Here is a 22667-nt window from a genome sequence, read left to right as displayed (position 1 = left end):
TCGCCCGTCCGGGCCTCGCATGGCGGAAGCTGTCAGATGTGAGACTCGTCGCGCGTGCCGTCCTGTCCGGGGGATCCGTCCCAGCGCGCCCGGCGCATGTCCAGCCGCGGCTCGCCGCCCGCCGTCAGGCGCAGCGGGGTGGCCTCGGTCCGGTAGTGCTCCAGGGCGCGCACCTCGTGGCCGGGCAGCGGCAGGCCGTCCGCCCGCACCACGCGCCACCAGGGCACGGCTCCCCCGTACAGGGCCATGACACGCCCGACCTGGCGCGGTCCTCCCTCGTCGAGCCACTCGGCGACGTCCCCGTACGTCATCACCCGGCCGGGCGGAATACGCTCGGCCACCTCCAGTACGCGCTCCGCGTACGCGGGCAGCTCCTCACTCATTCAGCACATGGTGCAGTACGTCGGCCCCGCTCCGGCGGAAGTCTCGCTTCCGCACCGGCGCGCACCCTGATGCCCCGCAGGCTCGTCGGTCCGTGCCACCATCTTCCGGGCGGTGACTGGTGATACGTGATCAAGAAGAGACGGATGTGACGACGAAGGAGCAGGGTGTGAGCCCTCCGGACGGCGCGGCGACCGACGACGGCGCACGCCCTGACGACGGCCGCGCCGCCCGCCCCGAACCCGTCCCGGAGCCGCGTCCGGAGCCCCCGCGCCCCGACGGCCGGACCGACCGCACGGGCGGGGCCGACGAGACCGGGGCCGACAAGGCCGGGGCCGAGGCCGGCGAGCCCGCGGCCGCCGAGGGCGCGCACGGTCACGCCGCCACGGACGCCGACCGCGTCGAGGTCGACGAACCGCTGCTCGCCGCCCGCGTGCACCGGCCGTCCGACCTCGTACGCCTGCTCGTCGGCATCCTCGGGATCGCCGTCCTCCTCGCCATCGCCGCCTTCGCCCACGGCACCACCGTGGGTCTGGAGGAGGACATCAGCAAGGGCACCGGCCAGGCGCCCGACCTGCTGATCAAGGTCGCCGCGCTGGTGTCCAGCATCGCGGTGCTGCTGCTGCCCGTCGCCTTCGCCATCGAGCGGCTGATCAAACGAGACGGGCTGCGCATCGCCGACGGTGTGCTCGCGGCCGTCCTCGCGCACGGCGTCACCCTCGCCACCGACCTGTGGGTCTCGCAGGCCGCCCCCGAGACCATCCAGGACGCCCTGACCCGCCCCGCGGCCGGCGGCACCCTCACCGACCCGGTGCACGGCTACCTCGCGCCCGTCATCGCGTACATGACCGCGGTCGGGATGACCCGCAGACCCCACTGGCGCGTCGCCCTGTGGATGGTCCTGCTGCTCAACGCCTTCGCCATGCTGGTCAACGGCTACACCACCCCCTTCTCGATCATCCTCACGGTGCTGATCGGCTGGAGCGTCGCCTACGGCACCCTGTACGCCGTCGGCTCGCCCAACGTCCGACCCACCGGGCAGCACCTCCTCGCCGGACTGCGCAGGGTCGGCTTCCAGCCGGTCAGCGCGATGCGCGCCGAGATGCCCGAGGGCCCCGAGCCCTCCGAGGCCAACGACCGGGGGCGCCGCTACCACGTGACCCTGGAGGACGGGCCGCCGCTGGACGTCACGATCGTCGACCGCGAGCAGCAGGCCCACGGCTTCTTCTACCGGGTCTGGCGCCGGCTCACCCTGCGCGGCATCACCACCGGGCGCAGCCTGCAGTCTCTGCGCCAGGCGCTGGAGCAGGAGGCGCTCCTCGCCTACGCGGCCATCGCGGCCGGGGCGAACGCGCCGAAGCTGATCGCCACCTCCGAGCTCGGTCCGGACGCGGTGATGCTCGTGTACGAGCACCTGGACGTCCGGGCCCTCGACGCGCTCGCCGACGAGGAGATCACCGACGAGCTGATCCACCACACGTGGGAGCAGGTACGGGCCCTGCAGTCGCGGCGGATCGCGCACCGCCGGCTGACCGGGGACGCCCTCGTGGTGGATCGTTCCGGCAATGTCATCCTCACCGACCTGCGCGGCGGCGAGATCGCCGCCGGCGACCTGGTCCTGCGCATGGACATCGCCCAGCTGCTGACCACGATCGGCCTGCGGGTCGGCGCGGAGCGCGCGGTGGCCTCGGCCGTGTCGGTGCTCGGCCCGGACGCGGTCGCGGACTGTCTGCCGCTGCTCCAGCCGATCGCGCTGAGCCGTTCCACCCGGGCGACGCTGCGCAAGCTGGCCCGGGAGCGGGCGGAGCGGCAGCGGGAGGCCGTACTGGAGTCCTCGCGGGCGGCGAAGGCGGCGCGCGAGGCGGAGTCCGCGGCCTCCGCGACCCCGGTCTCCGCCTCGGCCGCCGCCGACCGCAAGGCCGAGAAAAAGGCCCTGGAAGATGCGCTGGACGGGGCCCGCGAGGAGGATCTGCTGACCCAGATCCGCCACCAGGTGCTGCTGATCCGGCCGCAGGCACCGGTGGAACCGGCCCGGCTGGAGCGGATCCGGCCGCGCACGCTGGTCTCGTTCATCGCGGGCGCGTTCGGCGCGTACTTCCTGCTCACGCAGCTCGCCCACGTGGACTTCGCGACCATCATCGGCCAGGCGCAGTGGGGCTGGGTCGGGGCGGCGCTCGCCTTCTCGGCGCTGACCTACTTCGCGGCGGCGATGAGCCTGCTGGGCTTCGTACCGGAGCGGGTGTCGTTCCTGCGGACCGTGGTCGCGCAGGTGGCCGGGTCGTTCGTGAAGCTGGTGGCCCCGGCGGCCGTCGGCGGTGTCGCGCTGAACACGCGGTTCCTGCAGCGGGCGGGGGTCCGGCCGGGGCTCGCGGTCGCGAGCGTGGGGGCCTCCCAGCTGTTCGGACTGGCCAGCCACATCCTGCTGCTGCTGTCGTTCGGCTATCTGACCGGGACCGAGAAGACCCCGGAGATGACCCCGTCCCGGGCGGTCATCGCGGGCCTGCTGACCGTGGCCGTGCTGGTGCTGGTGGTGACGGCGGTCCCGTTCCTGCGGAAGTTCGTGGTCACGCGGGTACGGGCGCTGTTCGCGGGTGTGGTGCCGCGCATGCTGGACGTGCTCCAGCGGCCGAAGAAGCTGCTGACCGGCATCGGCGGGATGCTGCTGCTGACGGGCTGCTTCGTGATGTGCCTGGACGCGTCGATCCGTGCGTTCGGAGGCGGCGAGGCCATCAGCTACGCGAGCATCGCGGTGGTGTTCCTGGCGGGCAACGCGCTCGGGTCGGCGGCGCCGACGCCGGGCGGCATGGGCGCGGTGGAGACCACGCTGACCCTCGGGCTGATCGCGGCGGGTCTGGAGAAGGAGGTCGCGATCTCGGCGGTGCTGCTGTTCCGTCTGATGACCTTCTGGCTGCCGGTGCTGCCGGGGTGGATCTCGTTCAACTTCCTGACCCGCAAGGAAGCCATCTAGCCTCCGGCCCGGTCGGCGGATTCGGGCCCGGTCGGCGGATTCGGCTCCGGCCGGCGGGGCGATGTCCGAGGCGGGTGGCAGCATGCGTCCATGAGCGAAGACCAGGACAGCCGTTGCCCGTTCGACGATCCGGCCGCGGTGCTGCGCGCGGAGCGGGCGGCCCTGCGGGGTGCGGCGACCGATGAAGGGGGCATCGGGCGGGAGGTGTTCACGCAGGCCGAGGCCGTCTTCGGGCGGGCCGACGTGGGGCGGGCGGAGTTCGCGTCCTGGCTCCACTTCGCCGCGACCGTGCTCGGGCACCACGACTACGCCGCCCGCGTCGCCGAGGCCGAACCGGGGCTGCCCTGGCGGACGGTGTGGGCCTGGTGGCGGCCCGTCGGCGTCTACGCGGCGGAGCCGAACCTCAGCGGGGACCGCACCGCCGAGGTGTACGACCTCGACGGGGGAGCGGCCGTGAAGGTGTGGGCCCTGTGGTGCGAGGACGCCTGGTTCGACCTGGAAACGGGACGCCGGCTGCCCGCACCGGCCGACGGCGAGGCCGTGGAACGGGACGCGGCGGAGCCGGACGGCCCTTGGCTGTTCGACGCGTACGAGGAGGGCCCGCAGCTGAACTGCCCCGGCACCTGGGAGGAGCCGGTCGCGCTCGGCGGCGGCCGGTACCTGTACGCGGAGGCACGCGGGGTCCTCGTGGTGGAGGAGAACGCCGCGGCGCTCGCCGACTGGCCCCGGGGCACCGCCGACGACTCCTCCTGGGCGGCCGCCCAGGACACCCCGTGGTTCCGCCCCGGTACGCGCGGCTCCGGTCCGCTCACCGCGGCCGCCCTCGCCCGGACCTTCGGCGACGCGTGGATCACCCGCGTCCCCGCCGACGGACTCCCGGACGCACTGGAGCACCCGGCCACCCGGGAGTTCCTCAGCGGGGTCGGGCTGCCGCGCCACTGGGCCGCGGGCGTCAGCTCGTTCGAGGCCGCCCCGGAGCTGCTGGAGCCGCTGACCGCCCGGGCCCCGGAGGCCGGTGACGAGGACCTCCTGCACCTCGGCACCTTCGACTTCGGGTACACGGACCCGGGCCTGGTCGGCGTCCACCGCGTCACCGGAGCGGTGCACATGTACCAGGAGTCCGTCGTCCCGCTGGCCCGGGACGTGGCGGCCTTCGTCGGGTTCCTCGACGGCGTGCGCCGGTACATGGGCGCCTGCTGGTCCTCGTACCCGGCCGAGGACGGCATCGGGGACTTCCGCGGGGCGATGGAGGCCCTGGATCCCGGGGCGCTGGCCGACGGCTCGCCCTCCGCCGAGACCTGGGAGCACCTCTTCGCCGCGATCACGGAGCTGAGCGTGGACGGCTACTGAGCGGCGGGCCGGCAGGCGGGCGGGCGCGCCCCCCGTTCGGGTCAGCGCACGGGCGGGGTCGCCGCGGGGCCCACAGGATGGGGACATGCCGACTCACGCCTGGCGGGTCACCGCCGCCGCCACGCTCGCCGCCGGGCTCCTCGCCACGGCCGCCTGTTCCTCGGACGGCGACGGGAAGAAGACGACGGCCGACGGCACCCCGGAGGTCAAACCGCTGAAATGGGGCGACTGCGAGGCCCCGACCGCCGCCCAGGGCGGTGGTCAGGCCCCGCCGAAGGACTGGCAGTGCGCCACCCTCGACGTCCCTCTCGACTACGCGAAGCCCGAGGGCGAGACGATCCCGATCGCCCTGATCCGGGCCAAGGCCAGGGACCAGAAGAACCGACTGGGCTCGCTGGTCTTCAACTTCGGCGGCCCCGGCGGCTCGGGCATCAGCACGCTGCCGGGCGCCGCGAAGGAGTACGAGGCCCTGCGCGCCCGGTACGACCTGGTGAGCTTCGACCCGCGCGGGGTGGGCGGCAGCGATCCGGTCCTGTGCGAGAACGACAAGCAACTGGACCAGTACTTCAGCGAGGACTCCTCCCCCGAGACCCCGGAGGAGGAGAAGGCCTTCGTCGAGAACATCCGCAAGTACCAGGCGGCCTGCGAGAAGAACTCCGCCGGGCTGCTCCCCCGCGTCGGCACCGAGAACGCCGCCCGCGACCTGGACCGCATCCGTCAGGCCCTCGGCGACGAGAAGCTGAACTACTTCGGCATCTCCTACGGCACCGAGCTCGGCGGGGTCTACGCCCACCTCTTCCCCAAGAACGTCGGCCGGGCCGTCTTCGACGCCGTCGTGGACCCGACCAAGACCGCCGAGCAGAGCGCCCTGGGCCAGGCCAAGGGCTTCCAGCTCGCGCTCGGCAACTTCGCCCAGGACTGCGTGGACCGCGGCGACGAGTGCCGGCTCCGGGGCAGCACGCCCAAGGAGATCGAGGCCGACATCATCAAGCTGCAGAAGGCGCTGGCCGCCAAGCCCATCCCGGGCATCGGGGACCGGATGCTCACCGAGACCCAGGCGACCAACGGCATCGCCCAGGCCCTGTACTCGAAGGAACTGTGGCCGCTGCTGGAACAGGGCCTCGACGAGGCCGAGGGCGGTCAGGGGCAGCTGCTGATGGCCCTGTCCGACGCACTCAACGGCCGTGATCAGCAAGGGCGTTACAGCAACATCGGCGCGGCCAACACCGCCATCAACTGCGTGGACGACAAGGAGCGCTTCACCCTGGAGCAGACGAAGGCCAAGCTGGCGGAATTCCGCGCCGCCTCGCCCGTCTTCGGGGATCTCCTCGGCTGGGGCATGATGTCGTGCACCGGCTGGCCGGTCCCCGGCACGTGGGAGACGCCCGACGTCTCGGCACCGGGATCCGAACCGATCCTGGTGATCGGCAACACCGGTGACCCGGCCACTCCTTACGAGGGCGCCCGCAAGATGGTGGAGCGGCTCGGTCCGGGCGTGGGCGTGGAGCTCACGTACAAGGGCGAGGGGCACGGCGCGTACAACAGCGGCGACCCGTGCGTGCAGAAGGCGGTCGACAGCTATCTGCTGGACGGGAAGACGCCGGCCGAGGGCACCGTCTGCACCGCGGTCCCGAACCCGACGCCGCCGCCCGAGGCCCCGGAGTCGTCGGCCGCCTGATCCGGTCCGCGCGGCCAACGCCGGAGGGGCCGTATCCCGGTACCGGGATACGGCCCCTCCGGGCCACTGGCTCCTAGTAGACCGGCTTCTCGGGCTCGATCTGGTGGACCCAGCCGATCACGCCGCCGCCGACGTGCACCGCGTCCGCGAAGCCCGCGGACTTCAGGACCGCGAGGACTTCCGCACTGCGGACACCCGTCTTGCAGTGCAGGACGATGCGCCTGTCCTGCGGCAGGTCCTGGAGGGCGGTGCCCATCAGGAACTCGCCCTTGGGGATCAGCTTCGCGCCGGGGATCGAGACGATCTCGTACTCGTTGACCTCGCGGACGTCGATGATCTCGATGGGCTCGTCGGTGTCGATCCACTCCTTGAGCTGCTTGGGAGTGATCGTCGAACCGGCGGCCGCCTCCTGGGCCTCCTCCGACACGACGCCGCAGAAGGCCTCGTAGTCGATGAGCTCGGTGACCGTCGCGTTCGGACCGCAGACCGCGCAGTCGGGGTCCTTGCGGACCTTGACCTGGCGGTACTGCATCTCCAGGGCGTCGTAGATCATCAGGCGGCCGACGAGCGGCTCGCCGACGCCCGTGAGGACCTTGATCGCCTCGGTGACCTGGATCGACCCGATGGACGCGCAGAGCACGCCCAGCACGCCGCCCTCGGCGCAGCTCGGGACCATGCCCGGCGGCGGGGGCTCCGGGTAGAGGCAGCGGTAGCAGGGGCCGTGCTCGGACCAGAAGACCGAGGCCTGGCCGTCGAAGCGGTAGATCGAGCCCCACACGTACGGCTTGTTCAGCAGCACGCAGGCGTCGTTCACCAGGTAGCGCGTGGCGAAGTTGTCCGTGCCGTCGACGATGAGGTCGTACTGGCTGAAGATCTCCATCACGTTCTCGGCTTCGAGCCGCTCTTCGTGAAGGACCACGTTCACGTACGGGTTGATGCCCAGCACGCTGTCGCGCGCCGACTCGGCCTTGGAACGGCCGATGTCCGCCTGGCTGTGGATGATCTGGCGCTGCAGGTTCGACTCGTCGACCTCGTCGAACTCCACGATGCCCAGCGTGCCGACACCGGCCGCGGCCAGGTACATGAGGGCGGGCGAACCGAGACCGCCGGCACCCACGGCCAGCACCTTGGCGTTCTTCAGGCGCTTCTGACCGTCCATCCCGACGTCCGGGATGATCAGGTGCCGCGAATACCGGCGGACCTCGTCAACGGTGAGCTCAGCTGCTGGCTCGACCAGCGGTGGCAGCGACACGGGCACTCCGGAGGTGGGAGCATCCCCGCAGGTGCAGGGAGCGAACTGAATGGTTGTTCTCTCCGTAACACTGCCACGGCCGTCTTCATTCCAAGACACCCGTCCCGACCCTTGAGACGATTTCGTCCCAGTACGCGGGCATTGAGGCCCAGGGGTCGCTGCCGCGCGTCCCGAGCCGGTCGGTGAACCAGATCGTGCCCGCTCCCTGCCAGCGGGCGATCCGCATCGCCTCCTCCAGATGCGCGCGCGGCACCCCGTGGACGAGGTGGCAGAACCGCTCCGCCGGATGGTCCGCGGTCCACTCGGCCACCTGCGACCAGCGGTAGTCGGACCAGGCGCCGGAGAAGGTGACCAGCTGGTCGGCGGCCTCCGCATAGCCCTCGTACGGGTGCGTGCCGTGCCCGAGCACGATCCACAGGTCCTCGCCGAGGCCCCGCAGGGTGTCCACGACCCGGGTCACCGAGGCCAGTTCCGCCTTGTCGGCCGGGGTCCCGGCCAGGTAGAAGCCGGCGACCCCGTACCAGTCGCGGAAGCGGTGGGCGTCGGAGACCAGCTCCCCGAAGGACCGCGAGCCGTCTCGCATCGCGAGATGACCGAGGATCATGCCGCCCGTGCGGCGCAGCTTCGCGGCCGCTTCCGTGCAGTGCGGATCGGGCCGCCCGCCCGGGCCGTCCGCCACGTTGAGCACGGCCCAGTGCAGCGGGGTGCCGGGGCGGGTCAGCTCGGCCCATTCGACGGGGGCCAGCAGCGGGTGCGCGTAACCGGGGATGCCGAGGCCGAGGCGGCCGGCCCCGGTCGCGGCGGCGGTCAGGGCCCCGGGCGGCGTCGTCAGATGCGGCACGCCGCCTCCATCCAGATGTCCGCGAGCGATTCCTCGAGGTTGATCCGGGGCCGCCAGCCCAGCCGGTCGCGGGCGGTACGGACGTCCGCCTGCTGCCAGGCTCCGCAGCCGTCCGGGTACGGGTACGACTGGGGGGTCGCGGCGGTCATCTGCTCGGTGGTGGCCTCGGAGCGGGGCGAGCCGATGGCGGCGAGTCCGCCCGGGCGGCCGGGGTGCCCGTGCGCCTGCTGCGGCCCGCCGTGCGGGAGGTCCAGCTCGTGCAGGGCGCCTCCGTACCCGGCGACCCGGGCGAGGACCGCGGCCGCGTCGCGCAGCCGGACCGCGCGGCCGGTGCCGATGTTGACCACGCCCTGGGCGGCGGACAGCGAGGCGGCGTGCACGGCCCGGGCCACGTCGCGTACGTCCACGAAGTCGCGCTGCACGCCGAGCCCGCTGAGCTTCAGCTCGCCGTCGCCCGCCTGCATCGCGCGGCGCATGGCCTCGGCGAGCCGGCCGAGCGGGGATCCGGCGGGGGTGCCGGGGCCGACGGGCGAGAAGATCCGCAGGACGACGGCGTCGAGTCCGGAGCCCAGGACCAGCTCGGTGGCGGCCAGTTTGCTCACCCCGTACGGTCCACCCGGTCTCGGCACGGCGTCCTCGGCCGTGGACGATCCGGGCTGGCTGGGCCCGTACTCGGCGGCGCAGCCGAGCTGCACCAGGCGGGCCCCGCAGCCGCTGCGGCGCAGCGACTCGCAGATCGTCGCGACGGCCACGGTGTTGTGCCGGGTGAGCTCGCGGGCCCCGCCCCGGGTGGCTCCGGCGCAGTTGATGACGACGCCCGGGTGGACGGCGTCGAGGAAGCGGGTGAGCGCTCCGGGGCTGCCGGTGGCGAGGTCGAAGCGGACGTCGGCGTCGTCGCCGCGGCCGAGCGCGGTGAGCTGGACGGCGGGGTCGGCGAGCAGCCGGTCGGCGACGTAGCGGCCGAGGTATCCGTTGGCTCCGATCAGCAGCACCCTCATCGCGAGACCCCCTGGTCGGTTGGCTGGCCGGTCATGTCTGTGTCTCCTTGCGGACGGATGGACGGATGGGTGGGGCGGGGTACGGGTAAAGCGGCTCGGCGTCGGCTCCGAAGGTCTGGGGACGTCCCGGGGACGTCAGGGCCGCGCATGGGCGGAGGCGCGGGCCAGGGCGAGCACGGCGTGTACGAGGAGTCCGGCCACGGCGGCGAGGGCCGCCGCGGGTACGGGGACCAGGGCGAGGGCGAGGGCCGCGCCGACGGGCACGCGGTGGGCTCCGTGCCGCAGCAGGAGCCGGGTCAGGAAGAGCAGCAGTGCGAGGGGCACGGCCACCGGGAGCGGCGTTCCGGCGAGCACGGCGGCCGCCGCGGCGGCCCCGGTGAACAGGGCGAGGGCCGCCAGCAGCAGCGGGCGCGCCCGGGCGGCGAAGTCCTCCAGGGCGCGGCTCCCGTCGAGCCGGGCCCGCGCCCCGGCGGCGAAGGCGACGGAGGCCAGGTGGCCGGGGACGACGGCGAGCGCGAGGCCGACGGCGAGGGCGGTGCCGTGCCGGTGCACGGCCCAGCCGGCGACGGCCGCGGCCAGCACGTGCGCCACGTAGGGGAACCGGCCCCCGGCGGCCCGCCCGGGCCACACCAGGGCGGCAGCGACGGCGACCACGGCGGCGGCCCCGGCCCACGCCTGACCCGCGGCGGCCGCGGCGCAGGCGAGGGCGGCGGGCAGCAGCGCGCAGCCGAAGGCGCGGAAGGCTGCGGGGCCGGCCGGAGCCGGCGCGGGTGCGGCGGCGGTGGCCTCCTCGTGGGGGCTGCGGGCGTACAGCTCCTCGGCGAGCGAGAAGACGTCCCGGTGCCGGAACCGCGCGGCGGTGCGGTCGGTGATGCCGTGGGCCTCCAGCCCGGCGGCGATCTCCAGCGGGTCCACGGCGCGTTCGCACAGCTCCCGGTGCCGGTGCAGCAGGGCCTTGACGGGATCCCCGCCGGCCCGCCGCCGAACCGGCCGCCCATCCGTCCCGGCCCCGCCGAATCCAGCCTCGTCGGCGTTCGAGGCGCGCGGGTCCGGGGGCAGCGCCCCTGACAACGGCGCCGCGCCGGACCGTACACGGGACGCCGGCATCACATCTGCGGCACCGCTGCCGGGGCTCCGCCCCGGACCCCGCGCCTCGAACGCCGGCGAGGCTGAGAGTGCCGCCGCCGAACCTGAATAGGGCGGGGTCGCCGAAAACGGCTCCGGCGGGCCTGAAGGGGTCGGTAGGGCCGTGGCTCGGGGGTCGACGGGAGTCATACGGCGGCCTCCGGGGACGGCTCCGAGGCGGGAGCCCATGTCGGGCTGGTCCAGTGGCCGGGCACCCGGGCCTCCGGGGGCCGGGCGAAGGGGATCCCGCCGTCCGGCCGCACGGAGCCCTTGGCCAGCAGGCGCAGGTAGATCTCCTGGAAGGCGGCCACGTTCTGCTCGACGGTGAAGAGCTCCAGGGCCCGGGCCCGGGCGGCGGCGCCGAGCCGCTGCGCCCGCTCGGGGTCCCGCAGCAGGGAGAGGCAGGCCTCGGCGAGCGCCCGGGGATTGCGCGGAGGGACGACGAGCCCGGTGCCCCCGATGACCTCGATGACGGCGCCCACGTCGGTGGAGACGGTGGCGCGCCCGCAGAACATCGCCTCGGCGAGGGTGACCGGGAAGCCCTCGATCACGGAGGACAGGACGACGACGCGCCCGGCGCCGTACGCCTCGGCCGTGGTGGGGACTTCGGGCCCGCCGATCTCCTCGAAGGTGACCGGGTTCTCCCCGACCGTGACCGAGTCGGCGGCCTCGTCGGGGAAGAGCTGGGCTGCCAGGGCGCGGCAGTCGGCGAGGTAGCCGGGGACGGTGGCCGTGCCGAAGATCCGCAGCCGGGTGCCGGGCGCGGCCCGGCGGACCTCGGCGAAGGCGTGCAGCAGGGCGACGAGGTCCTTGGCGGGCTCGATCCGGCCGACCCACACCAGGGTGTCGGGGTCCCCGGGGTCGGCTGCCTCGCCGACGGTGGCGAATCGGTCCGCCTCCATGCCCGGATGGACGGTCCGCAGCCGTTCCCGGGTGGCCCCGCACCGCTCCTGCCAGCGCCGGGCGTGCGCGTTCCCGGGGGTCAGGAAGTCGGCCCGGGCGTAGATCTCGGTGGCCAGCCGCAGCTGGAAGGCCGCGAGCAGGGCCCGTACGGCGGGGCGGGTCTCCGGCGCGCCGCCGGTGTCGAGCCGGGCCAGGTAGTGGGCCCGGAGCTGGACCCCGTACTCGGTGACCAGCAGGGGGACCCCGAAGAAGCGTTTGGCCAGGAGTCCGGGGAGTGCCGCCACGCCGCCCGCGGCCGCGTGGCAGATGTCCGCCTCGCCGAGACCGCCGCCGGCCTCGGCGTTCTCCCCGTACCAGTCGAGGGACAACGGCCGGAGCATGACTTCCAGTTCGTCGACGAACTCCAGCAGGTCGGCCACCTGCGCGGTCCGTACGGTGCGGGCGGCGCCGGGCGCCCGGCAGGCGGCCTCCAGGGCGCGCACCGCGGACTCGGAGCGCAGGGCCGCGTACATCCCGCCCTGTTCGCGGGCGAGTCCGGCGAGCCCGTACAGCCCGGCCTCGAAAGCCTGCGCCTCACCGGCGCAGATCCCCTGGACCAGCTCCTCGAAGCAGTCCACGAACCGCCGGCGCTCCCGCCGGGAGTAGGTCCGCCCGTCGTCGGCGGGGGCCCACAGGGGGGCCGTCCGGACCCGGGTGACGTGCTCGGGCAGTGGCACCCGGGCGCGTTCCTGCTCGGCGCTGCGGCTCAGTGCGTAGATCTCGAACTCGTGCTGCGGGAGCCCGCGCACGAGCCGGTCGCACCACAGCCTCGCCTCTCCCGTCGCATACGGATAACCACCTTCGGTGAGCAGTCCGATCCGCACGAGTCGCACCCCCGATCTCCCGTCCAGGCGGTCGCCGTTCGGTCGGGCGACCCGCTGCGGGAGAACTCAAGCGGATATGCCGAAGGCGCGACGGACGGTTGTCCGTCGCGCCACCGGAAGGGGTGAAGAGTCGTAACTTTCCCGTACGGTTCGCGTTCGAGCACGCTAGAAGTACAGCCTCGGCGGCTACGCGAAGACCTCCTGCCGCGTCCTGCGGCGGCCGGCCGCCAGTGCGGGATCCAGGGCCGGTACGGCGGCCAGCAGCTGCCGGGTGTAGGGGTGGGCGGGGCGGTCGTAGACCTCGTCCACCGGGCCCTCCTCGACGATCTCCCCGGCCCGCATGACGGCCACCCGGTCGCTGACCTGCCGGACCACCGCCAGGTCGTGCGCGATGAAGACCAGCGCGATGCCCAGCTCCCGCTGGAGCTCCGCCAGCAGGGCGATGACCTGCGCCTGGGTGGTCACGTCGAGGGCGGAGACCGGCTCGTCGCAGACGATCAGCCGGGGCCGGGGCGCGAGCGCCCGCGCGATGCCCACCCGCTGGCGCTGGCCGCCGCTGAACTCGTGCGGGTAGCGGTCGTAGTGCTCGGCCTCCAGCCCGACGCGCGCCAGCAGCTCCTCCACCCGGGCCCGGACGGCCGCCCCGTCCCGCTCACCCGCGGCGCGCAGCGGGTCCGCGATGGACTCGCCGACCGAGCGGCGCGGGTTGAGGGAGGAGACCGGGTCCTGGAAGACCATCTGCACACCGCCGGTGATGCCGGTGACCGGGGCGCCGTCCCGGCGGACCTGCCCGGAGCCGGGCTCCAGCAGTCCGACGAGCATCCGCCCGAGCGTGCTCTTGCCGGAGCCGCTCTCGCCGACGATCCCGAGGGTCTGTCCGGCGTGCACGGCGAGGGACACCCCGGCGACGGCGGTGACCTTGCGCCGCCCCCGCCCGAACTCCCGCCGCAGGGAGAGCGCCTCGACGACGGGCCGCGTCCTTGCCGGGGCGGAGTCCCGCGAAGGACGCGGCCCGTCCAGCCTCGGCACCGCCGCCAGCAGCGCCCGCGTGTACGGCTCCGCCGGTGCGGCCAGCACGGAGGCCACCGGACCCCGCTCGACGGCGGAGCCACCCCGCATGACCAGCACCTCGTCCACGCTCTCCGCCGCCACCCCCACGTCGTGGGTGACCAGCAGCAGCCCGAGCCCGCGCTCCTCGCGCAGCCCGTGGAGCAGGTCGAGGATCTGGGCCTGCACGGTGACGTCCAGCGCGGTGGTCGGCTCGTCGGCGATCAGGAGCCGCGGCTCGCACGCCAGCGCCATCGCGATGAGGGCCCGTTGCCGCATGCCGCCGCTGAACTCGTGCGGCCGAGCGCGGGCGCGGCGTGCCGCGTCCGGGATGCCCACACGGTCGAGCACCTCGACGGCGCGGGCCCGGGCGGCCCGCCGGGAGACGTCCGCGTGGTTGCGGTGGACCTCGGCGATCTGGTCGCCGATGGCGTAGTACGGGTCCAGGGAGCTCAGCGGGTCCTGGAAGACCATGGCGGCGGTCCCGCCGCGCAGTCGGCGCAGTTCGGCCGCCGGTGCCGCGGCCACGTCCGTGCCGCCGACCCGGACGGTGCCGCCGAGGCGGGCGCCCGTACCGCGGTGCAGTCCCAGCAGGGCCGCGGCCACGGTGGACTTGCCGCTGCCGGACTCGCCCACGATGCCGAGGGCGTGGCCCGCCTCCAGGGTGAAGGAGACCCCGTCCACGGCCCGTACGTGCTCCCCCGTCCCGCCGACCGGGAAGTCGACGACGAGGTCGGTGACCTCCACCAGTGAGTGCGTCATGCGAGGGTCACCCTTCGGTCCGCGGCGGCGTACAGCAGGTCGGCGATCGCGCCCGCGAGGACCACGGCCGTGCCGATCGCGAGGACGACGCCGACGACGACGGGCAGGTCCACGACCCGTACCCCGTCGATGAGGGTCTTGCCGAGGCCGGGGATCCCGAACAGCGACTCCGTCAGCACCGCGCCGCCGATCATCGTGCCGAAGTCGACGGCGCTGAGCGCGATCACGGGGGCCACGGCGCCGCGCAGCGCGTGCCGCGTGACCACGGCCCGCTCCCCCACCCCGTAGGCGCGAAAGGTCCGGATGTGGTCCTCGGCGAGCGTCTCCAGGGTCGAACTGCGAGTGAGGCGGGCGTACTTGGCGCTCTCGAAGACGCCGAGGGTCACCCAGGGCAGGAGCAGGTTCCAGGCCCACTGCTCGGGGTCCTCGGTCAGCGGCACGTACGTCGGGAACGGCAGCCACTGGAGGTGGGCGCAGACGGTCATGAGCAGGAGCAGCCCCAGGATGAAGACGGGGGTGCCGGTCCCGGCGAGGGTCAGGACGGTCAGGGCCCGCTCCGTGATCCCGCCGCGGCGCAGCGCGGACAGCAGTCCGGTGCCGACGCCGACCACCAGCCAGATCACCAGTGCGCCCAGCGCCAGCGACAGGGTGGCGGGCAGCCGGTCCAGGATCAGCCCGGTGACCTGCTGGTCGTTCTGGTACGAGAATCCCAGGCAGGGCGCGTCGCAGTGCAGGACCAGCCCGGCGCCGCCGGAGTAGTCCCGGCCGGCCAGCAGCCCCTGGAGGAAGTGCAGGTACTGGGTGAGGGCGGACTCGTTCAGCCCGAGCTGTTCGCGGACCTGGGCGATCTGCGCCGGGTTGCAGCGCTCTCCGCAGGCCAGGCGCGCCGGGTCGCCGGGGGCGAGGTAGAAGAGGGCGTAGACGATCACGGACAGGGTGAGCAGCACGAGCAGTGCGCCGCCGGTCCGTTTGAGCACGAAGCGGGTCACGCCGTGCGCTCCTTTCTGGTGCCGACCCGCAGGCGGGAGCCTTCGCGCGGGTCGAGGGCCGTGCGGACGGCGTCGCCCAGCACGGTGGAGGCGAGCACGGTGACGAAGAGCAGCCCGGCCGGGAGGAGGACGTAGACCGGGTCGGCGCGGAACCAGGTCTGCGCGCTGGAGAGCATCTGTCCCCAGGAGGGCGTGGGCGGCTTCACGCCGACGCCGAGGAAGGACAGCGAGGCTTCGGCCACGATGGCGGTGGGCACCTTGATCGCGGCGTAGGTGATGACGGGCGCGGCCAGCGAGGGCAGCAGTTCGCGGCGGGCGATGCCGAGCGTGCCCCGGCCCGAGAGGCGGGCGGCGTCGACGAAGTCGAGACCGCGCAGGGCGAGGGCCTGGGCGCGCACCATCCGGGCGGTGCCGCCCCAGTCGAGCAGTCCGATGATGAGGATCAGCAGCAGCGGCCGCGGGAAGTCGGGCGGGACCACCGCGGTGAGGGCGATGCCGATCACCAGCATCGGCAGCGCGATCATCACGTCGGTGAACCGGCCGATGAGCTGGCCCGCGAACCGGCCGCCGAGCGCGGCGGCGAGCCCGACGCCCACGCCGACGAGCGTTTGCACGACGACGGCGCCGAGGGCGACGAGCAGCGAGATCCGCGCCCCGTACAGCAGCCGGGTGAGCAGGTCGCGGCCGGTGCCCGGCTCGACGCCGAGCCAGTGGTCGGCCGAGATCCCGCCGAAGGAGCCGAGCGGTACCCCGCCGCGCGCGGAGTCGACGAGGTCGTCGTGGTAGGCGTTCGGGTCCTGGCCGGTGAGCTGGGCGACCAGCGGTGCGGCGAGGGCGAGGAGGACGAGCAGGGCGATGACCCCGGCGGCCGCGAGGGCCGCGGGCCGGCGGCGCAGGCGCCGCAGGACCTGGCGCGCGGTGCCCGCGCCCGGGGCGGGGGCCCCGGGCGCGGACGCCAACTGCTGCGGCTGCTGCTGCTGCGACGCCGACTGCTTGAGGGTGACGCTCACTTGACGGAGACCTGCGAGATGTCGAGGACGCCGGTCCAGTCGCTGATCACGACGTTCTTGATGTCCTTGCCGACGAGCCGCTTGTAGACCGGGTGGAAGAGCGGCACGGCCAGGGCCTGCTCACCGATCTTCTTGTCGAGCGCGCCCCAGCGCTTGCCGGCCGCGGCGAGGTCGGTCAGCTTGGCGATCTCGTCGATCTCGGCGTTCACGGCCGGGTCGTTCAGCTGCGCGTGGTTGTAGTTGGAGCCGTTGGTCACGATCTGCCGGCCGTCGAAGATCGGCGCGAGGAAGGGGGCGCCGGAGGGCCAGTCGGCGCCCCAGCGGGAGAGGAAGAAGCCGGGGGTGTTCTTGGCGTCCCAGCGCTTCTCGTTGAAGGCGTTGTTCTCCAGTCCTTCCAGCTTGACGGTGATCCCGGCGGCGGCGAGGGCCTGCTGGACGGCGGTGGCGACCTCGGGGCTGGTCTGGCGGTTCTGCGCGGTGGAGTGGGTCAGGGTGACGGTGATGCCGTCGGGGAAGCCCGCCTCCGCAAGCAGCTGCTTGGCCTTGGCCGGGTCGCCCGTCTTCCCCGCCGGGAAGTGGTCGTACGGGGTGAAGCCGAAGGCCTCGCGCTCGGGCAGGAAGGTGGTGGCGGGTTCGGCCAGCGCGGATCCGCCGGCGGCGTTGATCACACTGGTGCGGTTGATCGCGTGGGAGATGGCCTGGCGCACCTTCGGGTTGTCGAAGGGGGCCACCTTCGGGTTCAAGGCCAGGTAGTTGATGTAGCCGAAGTGGCCGGTGCCGACACGGCCCGCGAGTTCCTTGTTATCGCCGATCTGGGCGAGTTCGGCGGGTCCCAGGTTGGTGTCGGTGGTGACGGCGGCGGCGTCGGGGCCGGAGCTGGTGGTCAGGCGCTGGTTGATGACCGCGGCGTCCAGACCGGAGCGGACGTCGATCTTGTCCGGGTAGGCCTTGCGCTCCTCGTCGGTCTTCTCGTCCCAGTGCTCGTTGCGCTCCAGGGTGAGGTGCTCGCCGTCGTTGTCGTTCTTGACGACCTTGTACGGGCCGGAGGAGACGGGGTGCTCCTCGTACTTGACCCCGGTGTCCTTGGCCTTGGGGACGGGCGCGAACTGCGTCTGCGTGGCGACGAAGGGGAACTCGCCCTCGGGCTTGCGGAGTTTGAAGACGATCGTCTTCGGGTCGGGCACGACGATGGAGTCGAGCCCCTTGCCGCCGTCCTTGTACGGGCCTTCGTACGCCTCCCCGCCGACCAGCCAGTCCCGCAGGTACGGGGCGCCGCCCGACAGTTCGGCGGCGAAGGAGCGCTCGATGCCGTACTTGATGTCGGCGGTGGTGATCGGGGTGCCGTCCTCGTACTTCAGCCCGTCCTTGAGCGTGTACGTCCACTCGGTGGCGTCGGCGTTGGGCTTTCCGGTGTCGGTGGCCAGGTCGGGCACGACCTTGGCGCCGGCCGCGCCGTCCTCGCGGTTGCGGGTGGTCAGCGTACGGAAGACCAGCGAGGGAACGTTTCCGCCGCCCGAGGTGTAGAGCCGGGCCGGGTCGAAGTCGCTCTGCGGCTCGGAGTTGAGGACGGTCAGGGTGCCGCCCTTCTGCGGCGCGCCCGCGGCGCCCGGCTTGTCGCCCGAACCGGCCTTGGCCGCACCGTCCTCGGGGCCGCAGGCCACGGCGCCCCCGGCCAGGACGAGGCTGACGGTGACGGCGGCCACACGGCGCGCTATGAGATGACGGTCGGGTCCGGCGGAAGACATGGGTGTGTTGACCTCTCGGCGTGAAGGAAGGGCGGAAGGGCCACGCGAGGGGCAGCGGTCGGAGGCGGTGCCGATGGGGCACCGGAACATGCGGAAGCCGCGCCTGCGGGCGTACGTGCACCCGGGCGCGGCGAAGGAACCGGAAAAGGCGTCGCGGCGCTTGCGGGCAGGCTCAGCGACAGAAGATGTCGGCCACGCTGTGCGCGGTCACACCAAGCAGCGCCAGCTCAATGGCGGCGCTCGCGGTCATGGTGTGGTGGTGCGACATGCGGAGAACGATTGCCGATGATCGGACGGATTGTCAACGCGGATCCCCGCCCGGTCGCCGGGCGGGGCCGCGGACCGTCGGTCAATTGTCGGGGAACACCCAGGGGTTGGGCTTGCACTGGATGCCGTTGATGTCGAGCGACTTGGTCTGCTGCTGCATGATCGGCGCGAGCGCGCCGGGGGTGCGGCAGTTCACGTGGCCGTGCCCGAGCCGGTGTCCGACCTCGTGGTTGATGAGCATCTGCCGGTAGGTGAACATCTGGTCCGGCCCGTACGTCGCCGAGCCCTGCGCCCAGCGGAACGCGTTGATCATCACCCGGTCCGTGGAGGCGGAGTCGCAGGAGACGTTGTCGACGGTGGTGTCCAGGTCGGACTTGGCACACCAGACCCCGGTGGTCCCGGGACTGGCCAGGGTGATCACGAAGTCCGCCTCGCCGCCCGGTACCCGCTCGAAGGTCTTCTCTCCGTTGTGGGCCCAGCTGCGCGGGTCGTTGAGGGTGCGGTGGACGGCCTCGGCGAAGAGCTGCGGGTCCAGGCCGAGACCCTGCTCGACGTCGACCCGGTAGCGCACGAGCTTGCCCTTGCCCGGGGCCTTGGCCACACCGGGCACGGTGTCGAAGGTGCCGGGTCCGGCGAGTTTCGCGTCGATCGGCAGCTGCTGGGCCATCTTCTGCTCGTAGGTCAGCTCCGGCGCGGGCGCCGCGGCGGACGGCGCCGCGGCAGCCGGGGGCGTCGCGCGGCCGTCCGAGCGGGAGGCGGCCGCGTCGGTCCGGCTGCCGTCGGAGGCGGCCTGCGCACCCGTCCTGGCAGCGTCCCCGTCGGAGCCCATCTGGCCGGCGACGACGACGGCGAGGACGGTGGTGACGGCCACGGCGGCGATGCCCGTGTACGTACGGACCTTCCGGCCGCGACCGGAGCCGGGCGGCTCCGCGGCGGAATCCGAATCCGAATCCGCGGGATCGGCGGAATCCGCGGGATCCGCCTCGGTCGCGGGCCCGGCGGGACCCGCGGGACCCGCAGGGTCCACCGGCCTGCGCGGCCCGGGCACCAGGCGGTGCGCGCCGGTGGAAGTGACGGGGTCGGGGCCGGGATCGAAAGCGGCCGGCGGGGTCAGGGTGACCTGCGGGAATCCCACCGCGGGGGTGCCGAAGGCCGGGGTTTCGCAGTCCGGGCGGGCGGCGGGCGCCGGCGCGGCCGGTGCCGTGGCGGTGGCGTCGTGCGCGCGCCGCACCCCGCGCCAGTCCCCGTACACGGAGTCGGCGCGGGCGCCCCAGGCTCCGCCGGACTCGTACTGCTGGGGGTGGCCCCCGGTCCGCGCGTCGGCGAAGGACCGGTCCTGGGACACGTACCCCTGGTGGGTGACGGTCGGTTCGGGCCAGGACGCGGCGGGCTGTTCCTCGTAGGGCAGCGGCTCCGGCTGCGGCCGGACGGGTGCCGGAGCGGCGGCCGGAGCCGGAGCTGGGGCAGGGCCCTTGCGACTATGTCGTCCCACGGTCCTCAGCCTCTGCCGTCTTCGGTATATCGGTCACTCTCGCCCGTCCCGGTGTCGTCCAGCAGCTCTCGGAAGGCGGCGGCCACCGCCTCGGGGTACTCCATCATCGCCACGTGCCCGGCCTCGGGCATGCACAGCAGCCGCGAACCGCGGAAGGCCGCGGCCGCCTTGTGCGCCATACGGTACGAGACCAACTGGTCCCGGCCACCGTAGACCAGCAGCGAGGGCGCGAGAACGCGCTGCGCCTGCCGCCACAGTCCGTGCTGGCCACCGAGGGTGTAGGCGTCGACGATGCCCCGGGAGGAGCGCGTCATCGCCTCCCAGAAGTACGGCAGGGCCATCCGCCGCTCCATCTCCTCGACGGCGTTGCGGAATCCCTCGGGTGTCACCCGGGAGGGGTCTCCGTAACAGAGCTCCGTCACCCCACGGGTGCGCTGCTCGGCGCTGAGCCCCTGCGTCAGCCGGCCGAAGAGCGCGGCCACCCCGGGCACGGCGAGCAGCGCGGTCGGCACGGCCGACCTCTGCACGCGCAGCTCGGGCAGGGCGGGCGAGACCAGGGTCAGCGTGCGCACCAGGTCGGGCCGGACGGCCGCGACGCGGGTGGAGACGGCGCCGCCGAGGGAGTTGCCGACCAGGTGGACCGGGCCGCGCCCGGCGGCGTCGAGGTGCCGGATGACGGCGCGGGCGAAACCGGTGACGGAGTAGTCGCGGTCGGCGGGTGGCGGCGACCAGCCGAAGCCCGGCAGGTCGAGGGCCTCGCCGTCGACGGTGTCGGCCAGCCGCGCCATCAGTTCCGACCAGTTCTGGGAGGAACCGCCCAGTCCGTGCACGAACAGCGCGGGCGGCAGCCCCGTGCGCAGGGGCGGGCGGACCCGCACGGCCAGTTCCAGGCCGGGCAGCACGGCGGTGCGCAGCTGCTCCCCTTCGGCCACCCGGGCGGCTCCCGTCTGGGAGGACAGCTCGGCGGTGGACCGCACGCCCGGCAGCTCGGTCGAAGACATGCGGGCAATGTTACGAGACGATCACGTTCCTCTTCCTGTGTTCGCCGTCACAGACACGGGCCGGATCCATATAGCGGTGCCTCCGCGATCCTCCTAGGCTCGTAAGTGAGCACAAGGAAGCGAGGGGAGCGGCATGACTGTCGACCCTGCGGAGCCGGACACCTTCCGGGAGCAGTTTCCGGAATCCCTCGATCCTGAGGCGCCCGAGGCGGATGTGGCGGAGCAGCTCGCCGATCTCCGGCCGGACGAGGACGACCCGATCACCGCGCGCTCGGTGGACGGAGTCACGGACGGCGATGCCGTCGAGCAGGCGCGGGTGGTGCCGCTGGACGAGGACGACTACCGCTGACCCCCAGCCGACCGAGCATCGGCCAAACCGCTGATCAAACCGCTGACCAGCGCCTCCGGGCCGTCCGTACCGCGAGAAAACTCGGCTTGAACCCTCCAGATTCGGTTACCGAAAAGTACGATGGCGGCGCGGCGCAGAGCGCACTGTGTTCTTAGAGAAAGTGGGAGGCGGCGTGACAGCCATCGAGCAGACCGAGGCAGCGCGTCCGCGGGGCACGCGACTGCCGCGCCGAGCCCGGCGCAACCAGCTGCTGGGCGCGGCCCAGGAGGTTTTCGTCGCGCAGGGGTATCACGCGGCGGCCATGGACGACATCGCCGAGCGGGCCGGCGTGAGCAAGCCGGTGCTGTACCAGCACTTCCCCGGCAAGCTCGACCTCTACCTGGCCCTGCTGGACCAGCACTGCGAGGCCCTGCTGCTGGCCGTGCGCACGGCCCTCGCGTCGACGACGGACAACAAGCTGCGCGTGGCGGCCACGATGGACGCCTACTTCGCGTACGTGGAGGAGGAGGGCGGCGCCTTCCGGCTGGTCTTCGAGTCCGACCTGACGAACGAGCCGGCGGTGCGCGAGCGCGTCGACCGCGTCTCGCTCCAGTGCGCCGAGGCCATCTCCGAGGTCATCGCCGAGGACACCGGACTGTCCAAGGACGAGTCGATGCTGCTGGCCGTGGGCCTGGGCGGGGTCTCGCAGGTCGTGGCCCGCTACTGGCTCTCCAGTGAGAGCCCGGTCGCCCGTGAGACCGCGGTCGGCCTGCTGACCTCGCTCGCCTGGCGCGGTATCGCAGGGTTCCCGCTGCACGGCACGGAGTCCTGAGCGACGCCGACGGTATCCGTCGGCCGCTGTTCGCTGCGAGCGTGTCCGCTCTGCGCGGTCCGCGTCCCCTCACCGGGCTAATGTGGACCGCGTACGGCGCGGCTGATCGCGCGAACCGGATCGTCGGAGGGACAAAGCCGTGGAGGTCAAGATCGGCGTGCAGCACGCACCCCGGGAGATCGTGCTGGAGAGCGACCTGAGCGCCGAGGAGCTGGAGAGCATCGTCACCGCCGCTCTGTCCGGCACCGCGCCGCTGCTGAGCCTCACCGACAGCAAGGGCCGCAAGGTCCTGGTGCCGTCCGACCGCCTGTCGTATGTCGACCTGGGCGAGCCGAGCGTGCGCAAGGTGGGCTTCGGCGCGCTCTGAGAACTGTTGGAAACGGCCCGGTGGTTGATCCCACCGGGCCGTTTCTGTTTCTTCCGCTTCGGGTAGGACCGCAGTGACCCGGTTTGCCCTGACGTATGGGAGAGACCTCATGCTGCTGATGGAAGTGCTCGGCTCCGCGCTCCTGGGCCTCGCCCTGTCCGCGACAGCCGCCCGGGTGCTCGCGCGCCGGTTGCCTTCCCGCACAGTGGTACTGGTCAGCGGGGTGCTGGGCGCGCTGTTCGGCGCGTATCTCACCCACTTCGCGCTGGGGCCCGGGCACAACACGCTGACCGCGACGCTCGTCGGCTCGGTGCTGGTGTCGGCCGTGGTCCTGTCCCTGCTCCTCCGTCCGGCCGCAGGGCCCCGCAGGCCGTCCCACAGGACTCCGTTTTCGCTCCCGTCGCGGGGATGACCAAGATCCCTGAATGCCGCCCCTGAACCACGTACGCCGGCCCCGGCGCGCCGTGT

At 73.1% G+C, this 22667-nt stretch carries 20 protein-coding genes; 7 read left to right on the top strand and 13 right to left on the bottom strand.

The features are described 5' to 3' along the window. Window positions 1-32: 32 nt before the first annotated feature. A complete protein-coding gene (locus tag ACXNSR_RS25490) occupies window positions 33-383 on the bottom strand; it encodes an MGMT family protein (RefSeq protein WP_458637774.1) in 351 nt (116 codons plus the stop codon). 167 nt (window positions 384-550) lie between these two features. Between ACXNSR_RS25490 and ACXNSR_RS25485 the strand changes: the two genes are divergently transcribed. The 3 genes from ACXNSR_RS25485 (at window position 551) to ACXNSR_RS25475 (ending at window position 6377) form a co-directional block, all read left to right on the top strand. Then, complete coding sequence (locus tag ACXNSR_RS25485) at window positions 551-3349, top strand: lysylphosphatidylglycerol synthase transmembrane domain-containing protein (RefSeq protein WP_458637773.1); 2799 nt, start codon at window positions 551-553, stop codon at window positions 3347-3349. Between the two features lie 90 nt (window positions 3350-3439). Continuing rightward, a complete protein-coding gene (locus ACXNSR_RS25480) occupies window positions 3440-4699 on the top strand; it encodes an SUKH-4 family immunity protein (RefSeq protein WP_458637772.1) in 1260 nt (419 codons plus the stop codon). Window positions 4700-4784: 85 nt separating this feature from the next. Beyond that, on the top strand, window positions 4785-6377 hold the full coding sequence (locus tag ACXNSR_RS25475) for an alpha/beta hydrolase (RefSeq protein WP_458637771.1): 1593 nt from the start codon (window positions 4785-4787) through the stop codon (window positions 6375-6377). Window positions 6378-6450: 73 nt separating this feature from the next. Here ACXNSR_RS25475 and moeZ read toward each other — a convergent pair whose 3' ends face one another. The 12 genes from moeZ to ACXNSR_RS25415 all read right to left on the bottom strand — a co-directional run bounded on the left by moeZ (window position 6451) and on the right by ACXNSR_RS25415 (window position 20672). Next, the gene (gene moeZ, locus ACXNSR_RS25470; protein WP_458637770.1) at window positions 6451-7629 is read right to left on the bottom strand and encodes an adenylyltransferase/sulfurtransferase MoeZ; all 1179 of its coding nucleotides are present in this window, start codon (window positions 7627-7629) and stop codon (window positions 6451-6453) included. 85 nt (window positions 7630-7714) lie between these two features. After that, window positions 7715-8470, bottom strand: a complete 756-nt coding sequence (locus ACXNSR_RS25465; RefSeq protein WP_458637769.1) for a spherulation-specific family 4 protein — start codon at window positions 8468-8470, stop codon at window positions 7715-7717. Then, on the bottom strand, window positions 8458-9468 hold the full coding sequence (locus ACXNSR_RS25460; protein ID WP_458637768.1) for an NAD-dependent epimerase/dehydratase: 1011 nt from the start codon (window positions 9466-9468) through the stop codon (window positions 8458-8460). Before ACXNSR_RS25460 ends, ACXNSR_RS25465 begins: the two co-directional genes overlap by 13 nt. Before the next feature lie 135 nt (window positions 9469-9603). Continuing rightward, window positions 9604-10575: a hypothetical protein gene (locus tag ACXNSR_RS25455; protein ID WP_458637767.1), complete on the bottom strand. Its 972-nt coding sequence runs from the start codon at window positions 10573-10575 to the stop codon at window positions 9604-9606. A 164-nt stretch (window positions 10576-10739) separates the two neighbouring features. Beyond that, complete coding sequence (gene pelF / locus ACXNSR_RS25450; RefSeq protein ID WP_458643387.1) at window positions 10740-12359, bottom strand: GT4 family glycosyltransferase PelF; 1620 nt, start codon at window positions 12357-12359, stop codon at window positions 10740-10742. A 186-nt stretch (window positions 12360-12545) separates the two neighbouring features. Further along, on the bottom strand, window positions 12546-14168 hold the full coding sequence (locus ACXNSR_RS25445; protein ID WP_458637766.1) for a dipeptide ABC transporter ATP-binding protein: 1623 nt from the start codon (window positions 14166-14168) through the stop codon (window positions 12546-12548). Beyond that, window positions 14165-15157, bottom strand: a complete 993-nt coding sequence (locus ACXNSR_RS25440; RefSeq protein WP_458637765.1) for an ABC transporter permease — start codon at window positions 15155-15157, stop codon at window positions 14165-14167. The genes ACXNSR_RS25445 and ACXNSR_RS25440 overlap by 4 nt, the downstream gene beginning before the upstream one ends. Continuing rightward, a complete protein-coding gene (locus ACXNSR_RS25435) occupies window positions 15154-16116 on the bottom strand; it encodes an ABC transporter permease (RefSeq protein WP_458643386.1) in 963 nt (320 codons plus the stop codon). The genes ACXNSR_RS25440 and ACXNSR_RS25435 overlap by 4 nt, the downstream gene beginning before the upstream one ends. A 47-nt stretch (window positions 16117-16163) precedes the next feature. Beyond that, entirely contained in the window at window positions 16164-17912 is a 1749-nt protein-coding gene (locus ACXNSR_RS25430; protein WP_458637764.1) for an ABC transporter substrate-binding protein, read from the bottom strand. Between the two features lie 172 nt (window positions 17913-18084). Continuing rightward, window positions 18085-18180, bottom strand: a complete 96-nt coding sequence (locus ACXNSR_RS25425) for an Ms4533A family Cys-rich leader peptide (protein ID WP_314243733.1) — start codon at window positions 18178-18180, stop codon at window positions 18085-18087. Between the two features lie 81 nt (window positions 18181-18261). Continuing rightward, window positions 18262-19671, bottom strand: coding sequence for a DUF3152 domain-containing protein (locus ACXNSR_RS25420; RefSeq protein WP_458637763.1), 1410 nt, complete (start codon window positions 19669-19671; stop codon window positions 18262-18264). 5 nt (window positions 19672-19676) lie between these two features. Further along, window positions 19677-20672: an alpha/beta fold hydrolase gene (locus tag ACXNSR_RS25415; protein WP_458637762.1), complete on the bottom strand. Its 996-nt coding sequence runs from the start codon at window positions 20670-20672 to the stop codon at window positions 19677-19679. A 133-nt stretch (window positions 20673-20805) separates the two neighbouring features. Here ACXNSR_RS25415 and ACXNSR_RS25410 point away from each other — a divergent pair, with 133 nt between their 5' ends. The 4 genes from ACXNSR_RS25410 (at window position 20806) to ACXNSR_RS25395 (ending at window position 22611) form a co-directional block, all read left to right on the top strand. Continuing rightward, the gene (locus ACXNSR_RS25410; protein WP_458637761.1) at window positions 20806-21021 is read left to right on the top strand and encodes a hypothetical protein; all 216 of its coding nucleotides are present in this window, start codon (window positions 20806-20808) and stop codon (window positions 21019-21021) included. Between the two features lie 172 nt (window positions 21022-21193). Further along, on the top strand, window positions 21194-21832 hold the full coding sequence (locus ACXNSR_RS25405) for a TetR/AcrR family transcriptional regulator (protein ID WP_458637760.1): 639 nt from the start codon (window positions 21194-21196) through the stop codon (window positions 21830-21832). A 139-nt stretch (window positions 21833-21971) separates the two neighbouring features. After that, a complete protein-coding gene (locus tag ACXNSR_RS25400; RefSeq protein WP_458637759.1) occupies window positions 21972-22199 on the top strand; it encodes a DUF3107 domain-containing protein in 228 nt (75 codons plus the stop codon). A 109-nt stretch (window positions 22200-22308) separates the two neighbouring features. Then, complete coding sequence (locus ACXNSR_RS25395) at window positions 22309-22611, top strand: hypothetical protein (RefSeq protein WP_458637758.1); 303 nt, start codon at window positions 22309-22311, stop codon at window positions 22609-22611. Window positions 22612-22667: the final 56 nt, after the last annotated feature.

It is taken from the genome of Streptomyces sp. NC-S4, assembly GCF_054353315.1.
Note: the sequence above shows the minus strand (reverse complement) of the source record. Positions and strands in the feature narration are given on the sequence as shown.